The following is a 19,556-nucleotide window of genomic DNA, read 5'->3' as shown; positions in this document are numbered from 1 at the left end:
TCAGCTTCCCCGGTAGGTGCTGTAGCCGTATGGCGAAATTAACAGAGGCACATGATAGTGCGCGCCCGCGTCGGCAAGGCCAAAGCGGATGGGCACAACATCCAGAAAAGCAAGCTCCGGCAGCATCGTGCCGCGCGCGCGAAAATAATCCCCCGCCGCGAACTCAAGCAGATATGTCCCTACGGTGAAGTCGGCACCCTCAAGGATCGGGCCGTCCACCCGACCGTCGTCGTTGGTGACCGCCTCACACAGCAACTGCTCGCTACCGTCTTCTGCCAGCCGATACAGCCTGATCTGAATGCCCTCTCCCGGACAACCGTTTGCGGTGTCCAGCACATGGGTGGTTAACCGTCCCATACATACGCCCCGTGGATTGGTTTGAGAAATCTCCACTTTCACCCTGACGGAAGCAACCAGCTTTGTAAAGAATATCATCAACAAAATAGATACTAAATTGTTGACAATTCGTCGTCATAGGCCAGAATTCAGCGATAACGAAGCTTTCCGGTTGCGCCAAAACTGCACGCCCGCCGCTGAGTTTGTTTCTGGGTTGCGGTAAAACCCGGAAGGACGCTTGGTAGCAAAAAAAGAGTGTTACCAAGGGAATCAGGAACCAGACGATGACAAGACAGAAACCGAAAGAAGCTGCCCTGACGGAAGAGGACATCTGCCAGCGGGTACGTGACAGCGTACTGGAGCAACGCCTTGCGCCTGGCACCAAGCTGACGGAAGAGTCGCTATGCGGTGTCTTTGGCGTTGGCCGCACAACTGTGCGCCGCGCCTTCCTGCTGCTTTCTCGCGACAATATTGTGGAGCTGCAAAAGAACAAGGGGGCGGTAATCGCTTCACCCAGCCCCGATGAAGCGCAGCAGGTTTTTGAAGCACGTCACACGGTGGAGGCCGCCCTTCTCGCCCGCGCGTCAGAAGTTGCCGACACGAACGATATCAAAAACCTGCGGGGCCATCTGGCACAGGAGAGAGACGCACTGGCAAAAGCTGATATCGCGCGCTGGATACGCCTGACGGGAGAGTTTCACCTGCATGTGGCAAAGCTCGCGGGTAACACACCGATGTATCATTTCCTTGAGCAACTGGTGTTCAGAAGTTCACTCATTATCACACTATATGGTCGACACGGCCAATCAGTGCAAAGCTGCACAGGAGATGAACATACCCGCCTTGTGGACGCGCTGGAGCGACGCGACATTGTGGCCGCACAGGAAATACTGACACACCACCTGAACGACATTGAAGCGACCCTCAGGTTTGAGCGCGCTGCAGGCGGCGATGATCTGCACCAGATTTTCGGCATGGCGCGTGCCAGCTGACAAAAGCATGAAAGCGAGACAATGACGGACAATTACCCGCGCGACCTGAAAGGATACGGCGAACACGTGCCGCATGCAAACTGGCCCGGTGGCGCGCGCATCGCGGTGCAGGTCGTACTGAATTATGAAGAAGGCGGTGAAAACTGCGTGCTGCACGGCGATGCAGGCGCGGAAACCTTCCTCTCAGAGATTGTCAGCGCCCCTGTTATTGAAGGCGCGCGGCACATGAGCATGGAATCCGTTTATGAATACGGCAGCCGCGCGGGTGTGTGGCGGCTGTTGCGCCTGTTCGGGAAATACGACATCCCCGTCACCATCTTCGCGGTCGCCGAAGCATTGAAACGCTACCCCGAGATGGCCAAAGCCTTCACGGATCGCGGCTATGAAATCTGCTCCCACGGGTTTAAGTGGATCAATTACCAGAATATGCCGGAAGAGGTGGAGCGCGAGCATATCAGGGAGGCCGTGCGTATCATCACTGAGGTCACCGGCGAGGCACCGGCAGGCTGGTATACCGGCCGCACCAGCCCCAACACCCGCCGGCTGGTAGCTGAGCATGGTGGTTTTCTTTATGACGCAGACGATTATTCCGATGACCTGCCCTTCTGGTCACGTATGGAAAATGGCGCGCATCTGGTTGTGCCCTATACACTGGATGTCAATGACATGCGCTTTGCATCCGTGCAGGGCTTCAATTCGGGGGACCAGTTTTTCTCCTACGTGCGCGACGCGTTTGATACGCTTTATGCCGAGGGCGCAGACAGCCCCAAGATGATGAGCATTGGCCTGCATTGTCGCCTGATTGGCCGGCCGGGGCGAATCCGCGCGCTGGAGCGGTTTTTTGAATATGCACGCAGTTTCAAGGATGTCTGGTTCTGCCGCCGGGTGGACATCGCGCGGCACTGGCGTGAGCACCACCCCTATGAGGGAGACGGCAGATGATACTGAGGGAGCGCCCATGCGACCTGAGCCATGAGCAATTCCTTGAGCTTTATGGCAGCATTTACGAGCACTCCCGCTGGGTGGCGGAGGGCGCGTGGGCCAAGCGTGGCGACAAAAACCTCAATAGCGTGGACGGGCTTCACAGCGTAATGGCTGACGTAGTGAACGCCGCCAGTGAGGAACAACAGGAACGCCTGATTTGCGCTCACCCGGACCTAGCCGGCAAGGCCGCCGTTCGCGGGGAACTGACCGCCGAATCAAAAGCTGAGCAATCCGGCGCCGGGCTTGATGCCTGCACACCCGCAGAGTTCAACGAGTTCCAGAGCCTGAACAAAGCCTACAAAAACAAATTTGGTTTCCCCTTCATCATCGCAGTGAAGGGGCACAACCGCCACAGCATTCTGGCGGCCTTTGGCGCGCGGCTAAACCATAACCGCGAACGTGAGTTCAAGACCGCCATCAATGAAATTCACAAGATAGCCCGCTTACGGCTTGAAGCTTTGGCAGGTTGAAAGAGAGAACCAACCCATGTCTGACACCGTACCTCCAGCCTTCACACGCAACTGCATCAACCTCGCGAACCCGCGCCTCGGTGCCAAAGTTACCTTCGCAAGCGATGACTTTTTTGCCGATAAGGCCCGGTTGATCGACCCCGCAGATGCTGTGTTCATCCCCGGAAAATATGACGAAAACGGCAAGTGGATGGACGGCTGGGAAAGCCGCCGTAAGCGCGGCACAGGCTATGACCATGCTGTCATCCGCCTTGGCGCGCCCGGCACCATCAAGGGATTTGACATCGACACAAGCCATTTCACCGGCAACTTCCCGCCTGCCACCAGCATCGACGCGTGCATCTCAAATGAAGATGTGCCCGGCTCAGGCGCGGTCTGGACCGAAGTGGTCGCCTCTATGAGCCTTAAGGGTAACAGCCACCATCATGTGGCCTGCGAGAGCAAGACGCCCTGGACCCATATCCGCCTGAATATCTACCCGGACGGTGGTGTGGCCCGCCTGCGCGTGTATGGCCTGATGCACAAGGACTGGGCTGGCTTTGACGCGGATACCCGCATCGATTTGCTGGCGATGGAAAACGGCGGGCGCGGCATTGTCGCCAATGACGAACATTTTGGCGCTCTCTCGAACATCACCTTGCCGGGCAAGGGCCTTAACATGGGTGACGGTTGGGAAACCCGCCGCCGCCGCGAGCCGGGTAACGACTGGGCAATTTTGGCGCTGGGCCATGCGGGCATTATTGAAGACATTATCGTCGACACCGCTTTTTTCAAAGGCAATTACCCCGGCCAGATCTCGCTTCAGGGCGCGCTTGTGGCGGGCGGCACAGAAGACAGCCTGCCGGTGCAAAGTCAGTTCTGGCATGAACTTCTTGACCGGCAACCCCTTAAGGCCGACGCTGAGCATCATTTCCGGCCCGTTGCGGGCACAGGTACCATCAGTCATGTGCGCATCAACATATACCCCGACGGCGGTATCAGCCGATTGCGGTTGCTTGGCAAGATCAGCCGGTAAGTGAAGCGATATATCTAGCATCCCGCTGCACTTTCACCCTAGAATTTCGCATAAGTTTTATGTGGTAAAACACGCTAAGTGAAGTGGGACGCGGAATGATCAGATATATAGCGCTGATAACGCTGAGTTTTATTCTAATCGCAATGGCGGACCCGGCCGAGACGGAAGTGGCAGAGCCGCATGTGGCCCCTTCACTTGAAGGAGCGATCGAGGCCATTGAAGCCGGACGCTTCCGCCTTGCCGACGAAATCCTCCAGTCGCTGCTGCAAGAAAACCGCCGCAATCAGGAATATTATTATCTGGCTGCTCAAGCCGCTTATGGCAGCGGCCAATATGAGCGTGCAAGCGACCTGATAGAACGCTATCTGGGCTTTCACGGTGTGGGCGCAGCAGCAGAGGAAGCCATAAAATTGAAAGCGTCCATTGAGGACGCCGTCAAAGCATTTGGCGCATCTGAGAAAACAGCTTTCGACTATGCACAAGGCCAGCACACCATTTTTGCCTACGCCGCGTTTCGTGACGCTTATCCGGCCAGCACCAACGTGGAGCAGGCGGACTTCCTCAGCTATCGGCGTGCCAAGGAAGTCAACGCCGAAATATCCTACCTGCGCTATTTACACTATTGGCCGCAAGGCAGGTTTAGCGTGGATGCAGAACGCAGCGCCGACCTAGCCGCCTTCCGCGAAGCCAGGCAGCAAAATACGGTGGAGAGCTACCAAAACTATCGGGCCTCATATCCGCGCGGAACCTATGTCCTGCAGGCATCCGAGCGCGAACAGACTCTCGCCTTTACCCGCGCCAGCACTGATGGCTCCGTTATTGCGCTGCAAGGCTTTCTGACCCGCTATCCCATGGGAACCTATCGGGGGGAAGCTCAAAAAGCACTGAATGTCGCGCGCACTCGCGAGCCCTTGAGGGCGCTGTCGGGCCCCACTGTTAATATTCCTGCCGGTTTTTTTGTCTACCGGCCGCAAATCAGCCCTGGCAAGCTGGCTGCACCAAAAACTTTTGAGATCACCGCCCCTTTTACCGCCATGACCTATGAAGTAACCTTCGAGATGTGGGACGCATGCGTTCGCTCTGGCACCTGCACCGCTGACGGGCCAAATGATGAGGGGTGGGGACGGCTTAACCGCCCCGTGATCAATGTCACCCGCACAGATATAGACACTTACACCGCATGGCTGAACGCCGCATGGCGGGCGGCGGGTGGGACAGGCAAGTGGCGCTTGCCCAGTGAAGTGGAATGGGCATATATGGCTCGCGGTCGCAATAGCCAGATCACAGCTCAGAAAGCGGCCTTTGAAAAAGCATTCCAGTCCTGTCTGGACTGTGATGACCGTATTGGCGCAGACGCCACCTTTCCGGTGGGCAGAGCCGCCCCCAACAGCTTCAGGTTATATGACATGCTGGGCAATGTTGCCGAATGGGTGGATGATTGCTGGAGTCCCGAATTTGGTGCCGCACCCGTTCAGCAAAATTGCCAAAGCGGCGTGATACGCGGCGCGACCAACCTCACGGTCCCGGTCCTGTTGGCCATGCAATTGCGGCAGGAGATGGCCTTTGAAGCCCGACATAAGCTTGTCGGGTTTCGCCTGATCCGGGTGGACTAACTAACGCGAAGGCGGGCGTAGGGCAGCCCGAATACGGGCATGTGCGGTTTGGCCGACAGCATCCGCAACTGTGATCTGGTAAAACCCCTCGCTCTCAAGGCGAAAGCTGGCCTGTCGGGACCAGCGGTTCGTCTTGAGTGGTCTGCCATCCACGAACCACTGCAGAGGGCGGGCACCGCCATGTGCGCTAAGAGATAGCACCATATCGGCTTTCTGTATCTCAATCACGCTACCATCCAGCGGGAATTTTATGCTCAATCGCTGCTCACCCGCGCCTGCCAGCATCAGTCGTTCCGGGGCGTCAAAATATTTAAGCGCAGGGGGTAAGTCCTTGAAACTGCGCCGGTCACCCGAACCGGTTGCCCATTCGGGCGCAGCGGAGGCAGGCAAACGGTCAAACACATCAAAAAGAATAGGCGCTGCCGTGCTAGCGCCAAAATGGCCCGGTAGCGGCGTGCCGTCAGCGCGGCCAACCCATACCGCCACCGTAAAATCAGCGTCATAGCCAATGGCCCACGCATCGCGAAAGCCATAGCTGGTGCCGGTTTTATAAGCCAGAGGTCGTGCGCGGCTATGATACGCATCCGGCAAACGGTCCTCCGGCGGGCGGGCGGCAGACAGGATATTCGACAGCGTCAACCGCGCGTGCGCCGTCAGTATTTCGCCAGTGGCAGGCAGCACGGGAGGTTTGCTCAATTCATACACAAGGGGCCGCACAAGACCATCGCTCGCGAGCGCGGTATATAATTGTGCCAGCCCCTCAAGGGACATGCCGACCCCACCGAGGGCCACTGCCAGACCTGGCGGTTCGTTCCCCGGCAGGCGAAATACCACCCCGGCACTGCGCATCTCCGCCGCGAAAGCCACCGGCCCCAGCCGGTCCAGAACAGCAACCGCAGGTACATTCAGCGAGCGTACAAGCGCCTCACGAATGGAAACATCACCATAGTGCCGGTCCATGAAGTTACTGGGCGCATAGCTGCCAAAGCGGCGTTCTTCATCGCGCACACGGGTTTCGGCATGGGCAAGCCCGCGATCAAACGCCATGCCGTAGATAAACGGTTTCAAGGTGGAACCGGGCGAACGCAAGGCGCTTACCATGTCCACATACCCAAGCCGGGAGGGTGCATCTATGCCGGCCGAACCCACATAGGCCAGCACATGGCGCGACCGGTTTTCCACCACCAGAATGGCCGCACTGGCGCGCTTATGCACGGCACCGGCGCGCACTTTGACAAGCCGCTCAAGTTCTGTCTGCAAGCCGTAGTCAACCGGCGTCACCGCCACGCCCTTCAGCCCGCCCATGCGCAACCGAGCAGCGAGATGGGGTGCAACGATTGTGAGATGATGACGGTTGTCTGGCACCGGTGCCCTGAGCGCAAGGTCATGCACCCTGGCGTCAAGGCCAATGTCCGCCGCTACCCGGTTCAGCACCTTGTTGCGCGCTGTCTTCGCGCGGTCCGCATGACGGTCAGGCCTTAGCCGCGTTGGCGATTGCGGCAGAATAACCAAAAGCGCTGCTTCGTCGGCTGTCAGCCGTGTGCCGTCGTGACCCAAATAGGCGTATGCGGCCGCCTTGACCCCCTCAATATTGCCGCCGAAGGGCGCAAGGGTGAGGTATATCTCAAGTATTTCGCGCTTGGAAAAGCGGCGTTCAAGCTGCCACGCCCGAAACATCTCAATCAGTTTGGACCTGACGGTCCGTGGCCTCGGCTCCAGCAGGCGCGCTGTTTGCATCGTCAGCGTTGAGGCACCCGAGACAACTTCGCCATGTTTGACCGCCTGCCACAAAGCCCGGGCAAGCGCGAGATAGTCAATGCCGCCATGCTCATAGTACCGCTTGTCCTCGTAGGCGACCAGCATATGAAGATAGAGCGGGTCCACATCTTCAATATGCGCGGCGCGGCGGAGAATACCGTCTTCAACCGTGAAAAGCCTCATAAGGCGCCCATCGGCGGCATGTACCTCACCTGACGTAGTGTGATAACGCGACAGTTCAGGCGGATAAAGACGGTCCATTACGCGCAGGCCGATGAAAAAGGCGAGGATGACCCCCACCAGCCCCATGATGCCCCACTTCCGGTATGCCCATAGGCCTGCCAGCACGGGCTATTTCACAATCCGTATACGACTTACCGGCCCTTGCGTGTGAAATTCAGGCTTGTACATGTCTTCGGCGAATGCCCCGGGCATGACATAGTCCCCCGGCGTAATCCCCCGCACGACATAGGCAAGGCGGAAACGATTCTTACGCCAATCGCCCCATTGCCCAAGCTTGATCACGCCGACAAAACGGTCGTCACGGGCATCGGTAAACTCGGTGGACGAAAGCGTGGGCAGAAACGCAAAAGAGGAGACATCCGTTGTCTCGATCTCAAGCCCTGCCGGCAGCATATCCACCACAAGCGTATCGCGCACCGCCGCAGCCGTGGCCACACCTTCGATCAACACCACAACACGGTCGTTTCGCTTGAGAGCAGCCATGTCCACCGGCTTGCCGTCCATGGTGAAATAGGCGCGGCTGATACGCATACCTTCTGCCACTGGCTCTGGTGCTGCTACCGGAATACCGCGCACTGTTTTCACCGCCCGGATCGCACTGTTGCCCGTATTGGTGACCGTCAATGCACCATCGGGCAGGTCGCTACCAATGCTGCCCGTCCACAGACCCCTGGCAGCGCTGACCCTGTCGTCACCGTTCAGCGTGGCTGAAAGCTGACCATCCCCCTCAACAGCAAACGCAGCAGCCGCACGGGCGATCCAGGCCATTTCCTGCGTGCTGAGCCAGCCTTCATAGGCAACCTCACGCTCCAGCAGGTCTGCTAATTCTGCCATGTAAGGCGCGTCTGGCATCACCTCCGCCAGCAAGGCCGCGAAGGCCGCCTGGTCCCGCATCCGGGTGCCATAGTCCGCATGATAGCCCTCGGTCCTTGCGCTTTTGTAAGCCCTTGCAAACATGGCTTCAGCGGTTTGCTGCTCACCGACATGGCTCAACGCTGCTGCCACCTGCGCGCGTGCGAGAGGTGTACGCAGTTTGCTGGCAAATTGGTCGGCAAAATAGCGCACTTCACTGGCAGACACGTCGCCCACGCGGGCCAGCACATAAAGCGCATAGGCTTGCGCCTCAATATGGCCGCGCCCATGGCGGTCTGCTATGCTTTTAAGCCGCCTCAGCGACAGTCTGGTGGTCGCGTCCGGCACGGTATACCCAGCCTCACCCGCACGCAGCAGGAAGTCGGTGACATAGGCATCTAGCCATGCATCTCTGTTGCCCATGAGCGACCAGACACCGAAGCTACCATCGCCCTTTTGCCGGTCAAGCAGCGCCACAAGTGCGCGTTCTACGGCGCCGTCCGCCTCCGTCTTACTCATGGGTAAATCATAGAGCTTCGACAGCGGTGAATGATTGAGTGCGGGCATGGCGCGCGAGACGGTCTGCTCCGTACACCAGTAAGCGTACAAATTCAGGGCACGCATCATGCGGTCAGCTTCAAGGTTTGGGCGCGACGACAGAGTAAGCTGCCCCGACACTGTCTGTTGGTAAAACGCCTCCATGTCAGTGGCTGCAATTTCCATTGTCTCGCCGGGGGCAATGCCTTCGCTTTCGCGCTGTGTTGAATAGGGCCATGCGGCGCGCACTGTGATGCCCCAATCGCGTTTTATGTCCTCCGCGCCGCTGCGAACCAGTGTCAGGTGCAGGCCCGCGTCGCCCGGAACCAGGCCGCGAAGCGTAACCGGGATATCCCGGCGTTCCTTGTGTGCCAGCGTTAAGCTGTTTTCCGTGCCTGCTGCAAGTTCGATGGCCGAGCCATCGCTCATCAGCGAGACTTGCACATCAGATGTCGCTCCAGAGAGGTTCTGCACGCTCAAAGTTGCCTCTGCCGTGTCACCGGGTGCCAGGAAACGCGGCAAAATCAGTTCTGCCACAATTGGCGTTCGCACGGTGAGCGCGCTTTCGCCAACGCCGACCATGGTTGCCCCGTACGCCACAGCCATCAGCCGCAGTCGACCGGCAAAATCCGGCAGGTCCAGCTCAACGGTGGCCGTACCGTCTTCCGCCAAGGTGATATCACGGCGGATAACGGCCACGGTGCGGGCGGTGCGCGTGATAGCCGCAAACAGGTTATCAACTGCGCGTTCTTCAGCGGTCAGGCGGGCACCTGTCACCATCATGGTATCACCGCCCGTGCGCAAGGAGCCACGCCTGCCTTCTTCCGACCGTATCAAGCGACCATATACATCGCGTAGGTCCATTGAGAAAGCGCGCTGGCCATAATAAAACGCGTCCGGGTTGGGGCTTTTAAAGCGCGTAATATTCAGGATGCCTTCATCCACCGCGGCGAGGATAACTTTCATCTCCTCACCCGGTTTACCGCCTTTGACACGGATCGGCAGCTTTACCGCTTTGCCCGGCAGCGCCACTTCGGGCGCGTCGATCTCAAGCTTTGCAACATGGCCTGTGCGCCCAACCGAGAACCACGCAAGTCCCGTCGCCCGCACCGGCAGGCGCGAAACTTCACCCGCATCGGGCCTGAGCGCGGTTGCCAGCACATAAGCCCCCGGCCCCCATTCAGCAGCGACCTTAAAATCGAAGGCGCTGCCATTTCTCTCAAGGGTGATGAGTTTGTGTTCGACCAGTTGGTCGTTAACGATAGTAATAAGTGCGCGGCCTTCAAATGGCGCCTTTACAAAACCGCGTAACCGATCACCGGCCTTCAATGCGGAGCTCTCAAGTGTGAGCTCAAGCGCGTCCGGCACGTCGGGTGAGGTGCCAGCCGACCACCAGCCGACGTGGAACCGCGTGCTGCTTGCCGCCTCGTCGTCGTGGGCAAATACATCAACCCGGTAACGACCATTGCCCAGCATGCGCTCGAGTGAAAGCATGCCGTCTGTTCCGGTTGACAGTTCCTGCTCCGCGATTACCTCGTCAACGCTAGTGCTGCGAAACTGCCACATACCATCAAGCCGATACCAGTTATACTGGTAATGTTCGCGCACCCACACGACGGTCAGACCATGGCCACCGAGCGGCTGTCCATCTGCGGAAAGCGCAACCACATCGATGTTAGCCGGCTCACCTTCGTCAAAACTCTCTGCATTTTTGGTCTTCACGCCCAACATTACAGGGGACTGTCTCACCGGTAGGAAAACCGTGTCGGCCACCGGACGGCCGCCCACATCAACCACCTCTGCCTTTAACCGTGCGCGCAATGGCTGGCTGGTGTCCGGCAACTGGGCGAAACTGACCGCAACCTGAGCACTGCCAGTCTCATTTGTAACAAAACTCTGCTGTGTCGCTGGTGCCGGTTTATACTCCTCCTGTACAAGACCGAAGTCATAGGCCTTATAATCCGGGAAAGGCTGCGGATCGCGTTCAAGCTGTACTTCCAACGTGCCGGCGAGATCCGCCCCCGGTGCACCATAGAGGAAATCCGCCTGCACCGTGGTTTCTACAGGCGCGTCACCTGACACCTGTTTCACTGCGGTATCCAGGGTCGCGCTTAAGCGCTCGGGCACAAACTCGTCGACCGAGAAGCGCACTTCGCCAATACTTTTGTCGTCATCATCCGCGAACAAAGCCGCCCGCCAAAGGCCCGTACGGGCACCGGACGAGAGTGTTAGGTCATAAGCGTAACCGCCCAAACGATCACCCTTGAGGGTTGTCTTCTCAGCCTCCATCCCGTCGGGCCGGAAAACCTTGAAGGTCAGGGGAAGCCCTGGCACGGCCATGGCCCGGGTGTCCCGCAACAGGGCGGAGAGATGCACCGTCTCGCCGGGGCGGTAGACCCCGCGTTCGGTAAACATATAGGCATCAAGCGGGCCAGACGCCTTGCGTCCGTCCGTGCCCCGGTCGCTGAGGTCTAGCGCAGGACCGTCCAATGTGAGGAAGGCGTAATCGCCCTTGTCGGTTTCAGCCACAATGGCAGCCGGGCTTGCGCCGCCTTTACCGCGTAGTAGTGCAGGTGCGAAGACGGCATGGCCGCTGCGATCAGTATCAAGCGTTTTGAGGATGCTGTTGTCGCGCGCCACAAGCTTCAGGTTCACGCCGCGAAGCGCCTTTGCGGTTTCGAGCGAATGCATGAACACATGCAAGCCGTCATCCCCCGACAGGGTCATCATGCCAAGGTCGGAAATCAGGAGCCACTGAGCCTGATGCTCATACCGGTAGCGCCGGTTCTCATCTTCCGCCGGGTCTGAGGCAACAAGCGCATACATGCCCGGCCCCTTGTCATCAATAAGGTCCCGCACGGGCACAAGTGTGGTTACATCCTTGTTGGGAATGTTTTCGACATCCATCGCGCCTTCCCACACAAGCCTGCCATATTCTCCACCAAGGCGGCCTTCACTCCATTCATAAAGTGCGTCGCTTTTGACACCGCTGTTGAGGAGCGGCACCAGGCCACGATCGGACACGCGGTAAAGCTTCAGGTCTACGGCGCTCATGTTTACTGTCTTCAAGGGGACCGTCTCATCACCCATACGCGGCAGCACATAGGTGCCATTGCCAAAATTGACGCGCGGCTCCCTGTTCGGCACCGTGACGGTTCGAGTGATGTCATTATAAAGACGACTGCCATCCGTGCCCATGAGACCCGCAAGCACCGTGACCTTGAATTCCTGCCCGTACGTAAGTCCTGTCACACAGATTCGGTTGCCATTGGCGCGCAGGCTGGCGTCAAAACCGGATGGTAGCCTCAGATAATCTTCCACCTTTGCGGCAGTGCCCGTTGCCAGCTGTTCCGACAGTACCAGACAAACCGTGGGCGAAAATGCCTCCACGTCTATGGCAACGTCGATGACCCGCAGGGTAAATTGCCCCTGCACTGCATCGCGGTGCGCGCGCCTGTCCTTGCTGTCTTGTAATGACAAGGCGTATTCCAAAATGGCGAGAGCATGCTGACCGCGACCTGCATCTCGCGCATGCATGGCAAGGGCATCCAGCGCTTGCGCTTTGATGCCATCCTTTTCCGCAAGGTCATAGGCCTTCCACGCTGCGGCCAACGCGTCTTCCTCGCGTTCAACTTTACTCAGCGCCCCTGATGCCTTCAGCCATGCCACGGCTGACGCTGGATCAGCGGCTAACTCAAGCTCGATCCGGTTTGACTTCACAAAATCGGCGACGTTTTCTTCAAGACCTTTGTGCGCCAGCACTTCCAGCAGGCTCATGTCATCAATTTTCGCCTCAGCCTGCAACTCTCCAAGCCGTGCCTTCAGGTCTTCCGCACGCGTTAAAAACCTGTCGGCTTCTGTAGTGTGGCTCTCGATCGCGGGAACATCCTGCGCAAAAATCGCAGGCGCACTGAACATGGCCCCTGAAGACAGAATAATAGCAATGAAAAGGCTGGCGAGATAACGGCGCATGATGTCCCCCAAGATTTGCTGAGCTCTTGCCCCGACTGTCAGGGCTTCCATGAGTTTTGACAACAATTATGGTGAAAAGCGGACACTGTGACCTAATTTTCGGTTTTTACTGCTCAGCTATTGCGAAGAAGCCACAATGACACGCGCCTTTGTCGCTCAAATCAGCTTTTCCTACACGCGCTCGATAATGACCGCGGTGCCCACACCAGCCCCGCCGGAGATTGCCACCAGACCGGTTGAGAGGCCACGGCGCTCCAACTCATCGAGCACGGTGCCGATCAAACTGGTACCCGTCGCCCCCATTGCGTGGCCAAGCGCAATGGCACCGCCATTCACATTCACCTGATCTTCTTTAAAGCCCATGTCACGGATAAACTTGATGGTAACCGCGGCAAACGCCTCGTTAAATTCCACCAAATCAATATCCGCAGCCGTCATGCCCGCGCGGGTCAGGGCAATTTTTGAAGCCTCTATGCCACCTGTCAGCATCAGCACAGGATCAACGCTGGTATTTGCGACCGACCGCAGCCGCGCCCTGGGCTTGAACCCATGGTGTTGAACAGCCTGCTGGTTTGCCATCAGCAGCAAAGAGGCTCCGTCCGCCATCGCGGGAGAGTTACCCGGCGTATGAATATGCCGGACCGCGCCAACCTCGTTAAACCGGGCAAGCGCCAATCTGTCGTAGTGGCCTGCGCCTATGCCATCAAAGGATGGTTCAAGAGCAGCAAGGCTTTCAGCTGTCACACCGTCACGTATGGTTTCATCCTCGGTGAACGGCGCGCCACCGTCCGGTGAAGGCACCGCGATCAGCGATTTGGTGAAATAGCTCTTTGACCGCGCATCAGCCGCACGTGCCTGCGTCAAGACGGCATATGCATCGGCCTCTTGTCGCGAAATACCGTCCAGGCTCGCAACAAGATCAGCCGCGATTCCCAACGGCACAAAAGGCGCACGGGCAGCAATATCCGGGTCGGCATAATACGCACCATTATCGGACAGGATCGGCACCCGCGACATCGCTTCAACACCGCCCGCGATTATGATATCATTCATGCCTGACGATAGCTTGGCACCGGCAAGCACCGCCGCATCCAGACCTGATGTACAAAAGCGATTAATCATCAAGCCGGGCACCTTGGCAGGCCAGTCAGCCACCAACACCGCCGTGCGCGCCACGTTGCCTCCCTGATCTCCGATCTGGGTTACACATCCCAGCAAGACATCTTCTACCCTGCCTGTCGGGAAGGCGGTTCTCTTTTCTACCGCTCGTAACAAAGTCGCCACCATATCGACCGGCTTTGTGGTGCTCAGGCCCCCGCCGTGCCGGGCTTTGCCGCGGGGTGTACGAAGGGCGTCTAGGATAAATACTGGGGACATAAAGTTCTCCGGACCTTGATAAGCGCGGCCCGGAACGGCACCGGCCATGGCCAGCTAATGGTCAGCTGCTACATAACTTGCTTAACAATACTATTGAGGCAAAACCGCGCTGTCAATGACTCTGACCCTGACAAAGAATCGATATTTTTTTCCTATTTTTAGCTTCCACGAGGATCGCCACCAACGGATTTACCCGGCATTCGGCATTTATGGTATCGGTATGCAATTTATGCTAGGGTCAATACCAACAAATAGAAAAACGCTACTTTGGCGATTGTTCGCAGACAAATAGCTGCTGATTTTCAAGCACTTCCGACGACGCTGTAGGTTTCCTTTCAACCTTTGGTATTTTTATAAAACTAATTAGAACCCTCACGACAAGACCTATTAATGTTATTAATAAGCCGATATTTTTCTATTTACCCACTCCTATATAAACTTGCATTGACATACCTACTATATCGCGCTTAACGTGATAACCGGAGGCTCCCACCCCTTTCGGATCAAACGACCAGCAAGGGGGCGCGGCAGGGAAGGCGGCGCCGGGACACCATGGGGAAGGAAACAGACATGCATTATAAAACAGCAACATCTTTTGTTGCGGTCATGACGGCTCTGCTCGCCTCGTCAGCCACTTACGCAGGCCAAACCGCAGATACCGGAATCGCTGAACAAGACGCCGAAACAGTCTCCAGACTGGAGGAAATTGTCATCACGTCCCAACGTCGGGAGGTTGGGCTGCAAGATAGTGCTCTGGCGGTATCGGCAGTAACAGGCGCCACTCTCGAAAAAGATCGTATCTATAACTACTCTGACCTAGCGCGCAGCGTGGCGTCACTTTCTTACACTGAGAATTCGCCACTCGATCAGGAGTTCAACATCCGGGGCATTACCAACACTCGCCTTGACGCGCCATCAGCCGACCAATCGATCGGCATTTTTGTCGATGACGTTTATGTTGGCCGCTCCGGACTACTGAACGCAGATTTTTACGACATTGAGCGCGTAGAGGTTGTTCGCGGACCGCAAGGTGTACTTCTGGGACGAAATGTTGTTGGTGGCGCTATCAGCATCATCACGGCAAAGCCGCAGCAAGAAGGGGTGGCGCACATGACGTTCGGCTACGGTAACTATAATGCCGTGCATGCGTCAGGCTACGTCACTGGCGGCTTGAGCGACAGCGTTTCCGGACGCTTCTCTTTTCAGGCACGTCACCATGACGGATATAACCGTGATGTGTTGCATGAGCGGGACTTGGACAATCTTGATTCTATCCAGATGCGCGGTCAGTTGATGTTCACACCGGACGATTCCGATTTTCAGGCGCGCCTGATCATCGATTATATGAAAGACAGCTCCAACGGTATTCATCGGGTCGCTATCCCTGACCCGAACAACCCCGGCGCCAATCCATGGAGCACCACCCGTGCCTTTATTGCCGCAAACCGTGAGGGAGGACTTGATATCCGCGAAAGTCTGCCTGAGCACCCGCGCTACAAAGGGGACAGTTTTGACACCCCCCAGGGCCATGACCGTGAAGCCTTCAGTATCACCCTGAATATGGAAAAGCCGTTGGGTGACGACATGGTCCTGACCAGTATCACAGGGTACCGCAGTGGTGACGCGACAGGTGTGTATGATCAATCGGGCGCAGGACCGGACAGCGGGTTTGGTGTAATCAGCCCGTTCGCATTCTCGTTCCCTGTGAACGAAGAAGAAGACATTAAACAGATCAGTCAGGAACTCAGGCTCACCAGCGATTATGCCGATAGCAAGTTCGACTGGATCGTCGGCGCCTATTTCCAGCATGACAAAGTGGACAAGTTCGACAAATATTGGGGCGAAATTCCGTTCCCGCTACCCACTATCTCCGGCGAATCCCATTGGGACAACGTGGGTAAAACAACCAACTATGCTGCCTTTGCGCAAGCTGGCTATCAGTTTGCCGAAGCCTGGAAGCTGACCGCAGGCGTGCGTTACTCTCATGACAAAAAAACCGGTACTGTCACCGGCACCGCGATCGAGACCGGCGACCAGTTCAACCCTGACGACCCCGTCTCCCTGACCCCGATTGTCGGTTTGCTTGAAGGTGAAAGTTTCACCACCGACTATGGCGAAAGCTGGAGCGAGGTTACACCACAAGCGATACTAGAGTTCACACCAACCACGGACATCATGCTCTACGCCAGTGCGGCCAAAGGGTATAAAGGGGGCGGGTTTGAAGACACGCCCGCCAATGCCACCGCTGCGCAGATCGCCTATGATCCGGAGACAGTGACCAGTTTCGAGCTTGGCATGAAGTGGGAATTTCTCGACGGCCGGGCCCGGCTCAACACCGCCGCTTTCTCCATGGACTACAAAAACCTTCAGGTTACCCAGACCGATGACGGTTGCCTTTGCAACATCACCGATAATGCCGCGGATGCGACGATCCGCGGCGTCGAGACCGAGTTGCAGTTTGTCGTAACCGATGCGCTATTCCTATGGGCAGCGGGCACTTTGCTCGATACCGAGTATAAGGACTTCATTGACGGCAACGGCCTGGATAATTCAGGCGGCAACCTACAGCGTACACCAAACTATCAGTTTAATGTGGGCGCAGAGCTGACCACCGACTTCATGGACATGAGTGATGCGCTCAGCATGCGGGTCAACTACTCCCAGCAAGGCAAACTATATTGGCTGCCGGACAACTTCCAGTATGAGGATAGTTACGGCCTTCTTGATGCCCGCATCAGCCTCAGCCCGGCAGACGCCAATTGGACTTTCTCGGTCTGGGGCAAAAACCTGACCAACACCTTATACCGCACGAACATCATCGCCTTTTTGGGTGATGAAGTGTCCACCCTTGGAACCCCGCGGACCTACGGTTTCGAACTCTCGCTGGATTTCTAAATATGTCGGCGGGCCTGGCACGGTAGTGTCCACAGGCCCGCCCTCTCCTTCCAAACCCCGGAGTATAATCATGATCAAAAGTCTCAAAACCGCAGCAATCGGGCTGCTCCTCGCTGCCAGCCCTCAGGTCTGCGCGCAATCTGATGAAGAAACCGGCGCACTGGAGGTCGCAAATGCGATGGTCCAGGCCTGGAACGACCTCGACGTCAATCGCATCGCTGAATTGTTCGCCGAAGACGGCGTGCTGCATTCGGTGATGATTGACCCCATTCAGGGCCGTGAAATGCTGCGCACTCATATCGGCGCGGTATTGAACGGCGCAACCCGTCTGGAACTGACACTCAAGAATGTTGCCGTAAACGGAAACGTCGTTTTCCTGGAAAGGGTAGACGATTTCAACATCGGTGATCTACACGGTGCTGTGCCAGTGGTCGGCGTACTTGTAATCAAGGACGGCCATGTACAGGAATGGCGCGAATATTATGACCGGGCTCAGTTACTCGGCCAAATGGGGATCCGTGAAATCGACAGCCCAGCTCTTGAAAAACATTAGGCGTAAAAATTCAGGGGGGTCTGGCCCCCGGGTTTTTCGCCTTACGCCCCGCATCTCTGTGCGGGGCTTTTTTATGCCTGAACACTGCTTTGTCAGTCACAAGCCAAAACAAATTCGCCCGGACTATCTGCGTATAGCTGCTCCACTTCCTCCGCTCGGTTGCGGATAGCAGCCGCTTGGTTGATCGTGCCTTTATCCGAAACCTCGTGACAGTCAGCACTGAGCGGTTTTTCAAGAAAGGCAAAGCGCCCGATACGCGTTGATTTCCCGGGGTTGGCAGCGTTCCAGCTTTGCAGCTTCCCGGACATCGCCCGCCTGATGGCAATATTTTCCAGCGGGTTCCCAGCCACCTCACCTCCAGCGAGGCCCGCGAGCCCCAAGGCGTTCGGCACCGCCAAAACTGCCAGTTCATCACGCCCTTCGCCGCAAAGAATAAGATCACTAACCAGTGGCGACAGCGCCGCAATCAGCCCACCGCGCACCCTGCCGCCCGATACCCAGGACCCTGTCCCTAACTTGAACTCCTCCGCCAGTCGCCCAGCAAAATATAAGCCTGCCGCGATATTGTCTGGTTCATGAAAATTTAACTTGTCACCAAGTTGGTAGAAGCCCTCCTCGTCAAAACTTTTAGACGTTTGAGCCGGGTCATCGAGATAGCCCGACATCACATTGTCGCCCTTCATTCGCACCTCAAACGCATCTCCCGCCGGCACCAACTTGACAGTAAGACCCGGCAACGGCAGGCCAACGCCAACCATATGGCTATCAAAGAAAATTGCCATGCATCCCGATGTCGTTTCAGTAGCGCCGTAACCAGTGGTAATGAATATTCTGGCCCCTACTTCTTCGACAGCCATCGACTGAAGGCGCTCATACGTCGCTTGCGGCAAGCCAGCCCCACCATAAAGCATAAGATGCAGATTCTTGAAAAAAGCACGCCTCAGGTCGGCATCTGCCTCCAGTGCATCCACCAGCATCGCATAGCCAAAGGGCACATTGGCGAAGTACGGCACGGAGAGATCTTTAAGATTACGAAGGGTTTTCTCAAAAAGGCCCGGCGCGGGTTTACCGTCATCGACATAAAAGCTACCGCCAAAAACTGTAGCGCCCGTCAAGTTGGTCGCGCCTGAGACATGACTCCAGGGCAGCCAGTCCAGCAAACGATCCTGCCAGCCCATGGCCTCGCCCAATACGGCATACGCCTGAAACAGGCTTGTCAATACCATACGCTGGCTGTGGACCACCGCCTTTGGCCGGCCAGTGGAGCCCGAGGTCAGCATATAGGCTGCGTGCTGGTCCGGGTCACGGCTGAGGATGTGTGTCTCAAGGTCCGGCGCTGGCACCGTGTTTAACAGGGTTTCAAGTTTAAGTCCCGGCACGGGTAGACCGTCTGGATCGGCGCTGATCACCGTTTGACCATCAAGCCCCAGCGATAAAAGAGCCGCATTAAAGGGCGCGCCGCCTTCCGCAAACAAAATACCAGGCTTCACCAGTTGATACACATGTTTCAACCGGTCATGGCTTCCGGGCATCAGCGCATAGTTTTCGCTCACCGGGCATACCGGCACACCAGCGACAATGGCGCCAAACCGCATCAGCGCATGGGCTATACTGTTACCGGACAGGATCATCAATGGCCGGTCAGGGCCGCCACCCAGATTGAGCAGCCCCTGCGCGGCCGAACATACATAAGCAAACATCTCCGCAAAGCTGAGGCAGCGCCACTCACCTGTCTCCCGGTTTCGCTCTGCCAGTGCAGTTTTTGTTGGCTGCGCAGATGCCTGTCTTTTCAGGTGACCATATAACAGGGGATCGAAAGGCGGCAGGGCGATATTGTTTTCAAGGATCAAGGTCCCGTCCGGGCGTTCCACACGGCTGATATCGACCGCCGGCAGGTCGATTGAGCGGTAAGGAATAGACCCTAAATCAAGTTGCTTTATCATACTTTTATCCTCCCCA

At 57.1% G+C, this 19,556-nt stretch carries 12 protein-coding genes; 7 read left to right on the top strand and 5 right to left on the bottom strand.

The features are described 5' to 3' along the window. On the bottom strand, positions 1 to 357 hold the full coding sequence (gene uraH, locus ACN0VM_RS07965; RefSeq protein WP_417450335.1) for a hydroxyisourate hydrolase: 357 nt from the start codon (positions 355 to 357) through the stop codon (positions 1 to 3). Positions 358 to 620: 263 nt separating this feature from the next. Between uraH and ACN0VM_RS07960 the strand changes: the two genes are divergently transcribed. The 5 genes from ACN0VM_RS07960 to ACN0VM_RS07940 all read left to right on the top strand — a co-directional run bounded on the left by ACN0VM_RS07960 (position 621) and on the right by ACN0VM_RS07940 (position 5,410). Next, the gene (locus ACN0VM_RS07960) at positions 621 to 1,328 is read left to right on the top strand and encodes a GntR family transcriptional regulator (RefSeq protein WP_417450334.1); all 708 of its coding nucleotides are present in this window, start codon (positions 621 to 623) and stop codon (positions 1,326 to 1,328) included. A 21-nt stretch (positions 1,329 to 1,349) separates the two neighbouring features. Beyond that, the gene (gene puuE, locus ACN0VM_RS07955) at positions 1,350 to 2,270 is read left to right on the top strand and encodes an allantoinase PuuE (RefSeq protein ID WP_417450333.1); all 921 of its coding nucleotides are present in this window, start codon (positions 1,350 to 1,352) and stop codon (positions 2,268 to 2,270) included. Then, positions 2,267 to 2,782, top strand: a complete 516-nt coding sequence (gene uraD, locus ACN0VM_RS07950; RefSeq protein WP_417450332.1) for a 2-oxo-4-hydroxy-4-carboxy-5-ureidoimidazoline decarboxylase — start codon at positions 2,267 to 2,269, stop codon at positions 2,780 to 2,782. The genes puuE and uraD overlap by 4 nt, the downstream gene beginning before the upstream one ends. Before the next feature lie 16 nt (positions 2,783 to 2,798). Then, complete coding sequence (alc, locus tag ACN0VM_RS07945) at positions 2,799 to 3,797, top strand: allantoicase (RefSeq protein WP_417450331.1); 999 nt, start codon at positions 2,799 to 2,801, stop codon at positions 3,795 to 3,797. A 95-nt stretch (positions 3,798 to 3,892) separates the two neighbouring features. Further along, positions 3,893 to 5,410: a formylglycine-generating enzyme family protein gene (locus ACN0VM_RS07940; RefSeq protein ID WP_417450330.1), complete on the top strand. Its 1,518-nt coding sequence runs from the start codon at positions 3,893 to 3,895 to the stop codon at positions 5,408 to 5,410. Here the strand turns inward: ACN0VM_RS07940 and pbpC are convergent, their stop codons facing one another. The 3 genes from pbpC to ACN0VM_RS07925 all read right to left on the bottom strand — a co-directional run bounded on the left by pbpC (position 5,411) and on the right by ACN0VM_RS07925 (position 14,149). Further along, complete coding sequence (gene pbpC / locus ACN0VM_RS07935) at positions 5,411 to 7,516, bottom strand: penicillin-binding protein 1C (protein ID WP_417450329.1); 2,106 nt, start codon at positions 7,514 to 7,516, stop codon at positions 5,411 to 5,413. Between the two features lie 3 nt (positions 7,517 to 7,519). Further along, a complete protein-coding gene (locus ACN0VM_RS07930) occupies positions 7,520 to 12,772 on the bottom strand; it encodes an MG2 domain-containing protein (protein ID WP_417450328.1) in 5,253 nt (1,750 codons plus the stop codon). A gap of 171 nt (positions 12,773 to 12,943) precedes the next feature. After that, positions 12,944 to 14,149: an acetyl-CoA C-acyltransferase gene (locus tag ACN0VM_RS07925; RefSeq protein WP_417450327.1), complete on the bottom strand. Its 1,206-nt coding sequence runs from the start codon at positions 14,147 to 14,149 to the stop codon at positions 12,944 to 12,946. Positions 14,150 to 14,719: 570 nt separating this feature from the next. On the opposite strand from ACN0VM_RS07925, the gene ACN0VM_RS07920 reads away from it, so the two are divergent. Beyond that, positions 14,720 to 17,044 carry a TonB-dependent receptor gene (locus tag ACN0VM_RS07920; RefSeq protein WP_417450326.1) on the top strand — a complete coding sequence of 775 codons (2,325 nt, stop codon included), beginning with the start codon at positions 14,720 to 14,722 and terminating at the stop codon, positions 17,042 to 17,044. A 70-nt stretch (positions 17,045 to 17,114) separates the two neighbouring features. Then, a complete protein-coding gene (locus tag ACN0VM_RS07915) occupies positions 17,115 to 17,597 on the top strand; it encodes an SgcJ/EcaC family oxidoreductase (RefSeq protein ID WP_417450325.1) in 483 nt (160 codons plus the stop codon). A gap of 92 nt (positions 17,598 to 17,689) precedes the next feature. Here the strand turns inward: ACN0VM_RS07915 and ACN0VM_RS07910 are convergent, their stop codons facing one another. Continuing rightward, on the bottom strand, positions 17,690 to 19,540 hold the full coding sequence (locus ACN0VM_RS07910; protein ID WP_417450324.1) for an AMP-binding protein: 1,851 nt from the start codon (positions 19,538 to 19,540) through the stop codon (positions 17,690 to 17,692). Between the last annotated feature and the right edge of the window lie 16 nt (positions 19,541 to 19,556).

This window comes from Kordiimonas sp., assembly GCF_048260245.1.
Classification (GTDB): Bacteria; Pseudomonadota; Alphaproteobacteria; order Sphingomonadales; family Kordiimonadaceae; genus Kordiimonas.
The sequence above is the reverse complement of the archived record's forward strand: the minus strand, read 5'-3'. Positions and strand labels throughout refer to the sequence as shown.

What these genes read in the sequence shown, in the direction of transcription:
- uraH (WP_417450335.1), bottom strand. Translation starts at nt 357, where the DNA reads ATGGGACGGTTAACCACCCATGTGCTGGACACCGCAAACGGTTGTCCG.
- ACN0VM_RS07940 (WP_417450330.1), top strand. Translation starts at nt 3,893, where the DNA reads ATGATCAGATATATAGCGCTGATAACGCTGAGTTTTATTCTAATCGCA.
- puuE (WP_417450333.1), top strand. Translation starts at nt 1,350, where the DNA reads ATGACGGACAATTACCCGCGCGACCTGAAAGGATACGGCGAACACGTG.
- alc (WP_417450331.1), top strand. Translation starts at nt 2,799, where the DNA reads ATGTCTGACACCGTACCTCCAGCCTTCACACGCAACTGCATCAACCTC.
- ACN0VM_RS07920 (WP_417450326.1), top strand. Translation starts at nt 14,720, where the DNA reads ATGCATTATAAAACAGCAACATCTTTTGTTGCGGTCATGACGGCTCTG.
- ACN0VM_RS07910 (WP_417450324.1), bottom strand. Translation starts at nt 19,540, where the DNA reads ATGATAAAGCAACTTGATTTAGGGTCTATTCCTTACCGCTCAATCGAC.
- ACN0VM_RS07925 (WP_417450327.1), bottom strand. Translation starts at nt 14,149, where the DNA reads ATGTCCCCAGTATTTATCCTAGACGCCCTTCGTACACCCCGCGGCAAA.
- uraD (WP_417450332.1), top strand. Translation starts at nt 2,267, where the DNA reads ATGATACTGAGGGAGCGCCCATGCGACCTGAGCCATGAGCAATTCCTT.
- ACN0VM_RS07915 (WP_417450325.1), top strand. Translation starts at nt 17,115, where the DNA reads ATGATCAAAAGTCTCAAAACCGCAGCAATCGGGCTGCTCCTCGCTGCC.
- ACN0VM_RS07930 (WP_417450328.1), bottom strand. Translation starts at nt 12,772, where the DNA reads ATGCGCCGTTATCTCGCCAGCCTTTTCATTGCTATTATTCTGTCTTCA.
- ACN0VM_RS07960 (WP_417450334.1), top strand. Translation starts at nt 621, where the DNA reads ATGACAAGACAGAAACCGAAAGAAGCTGCCCTGACGGAAGAGGACATC.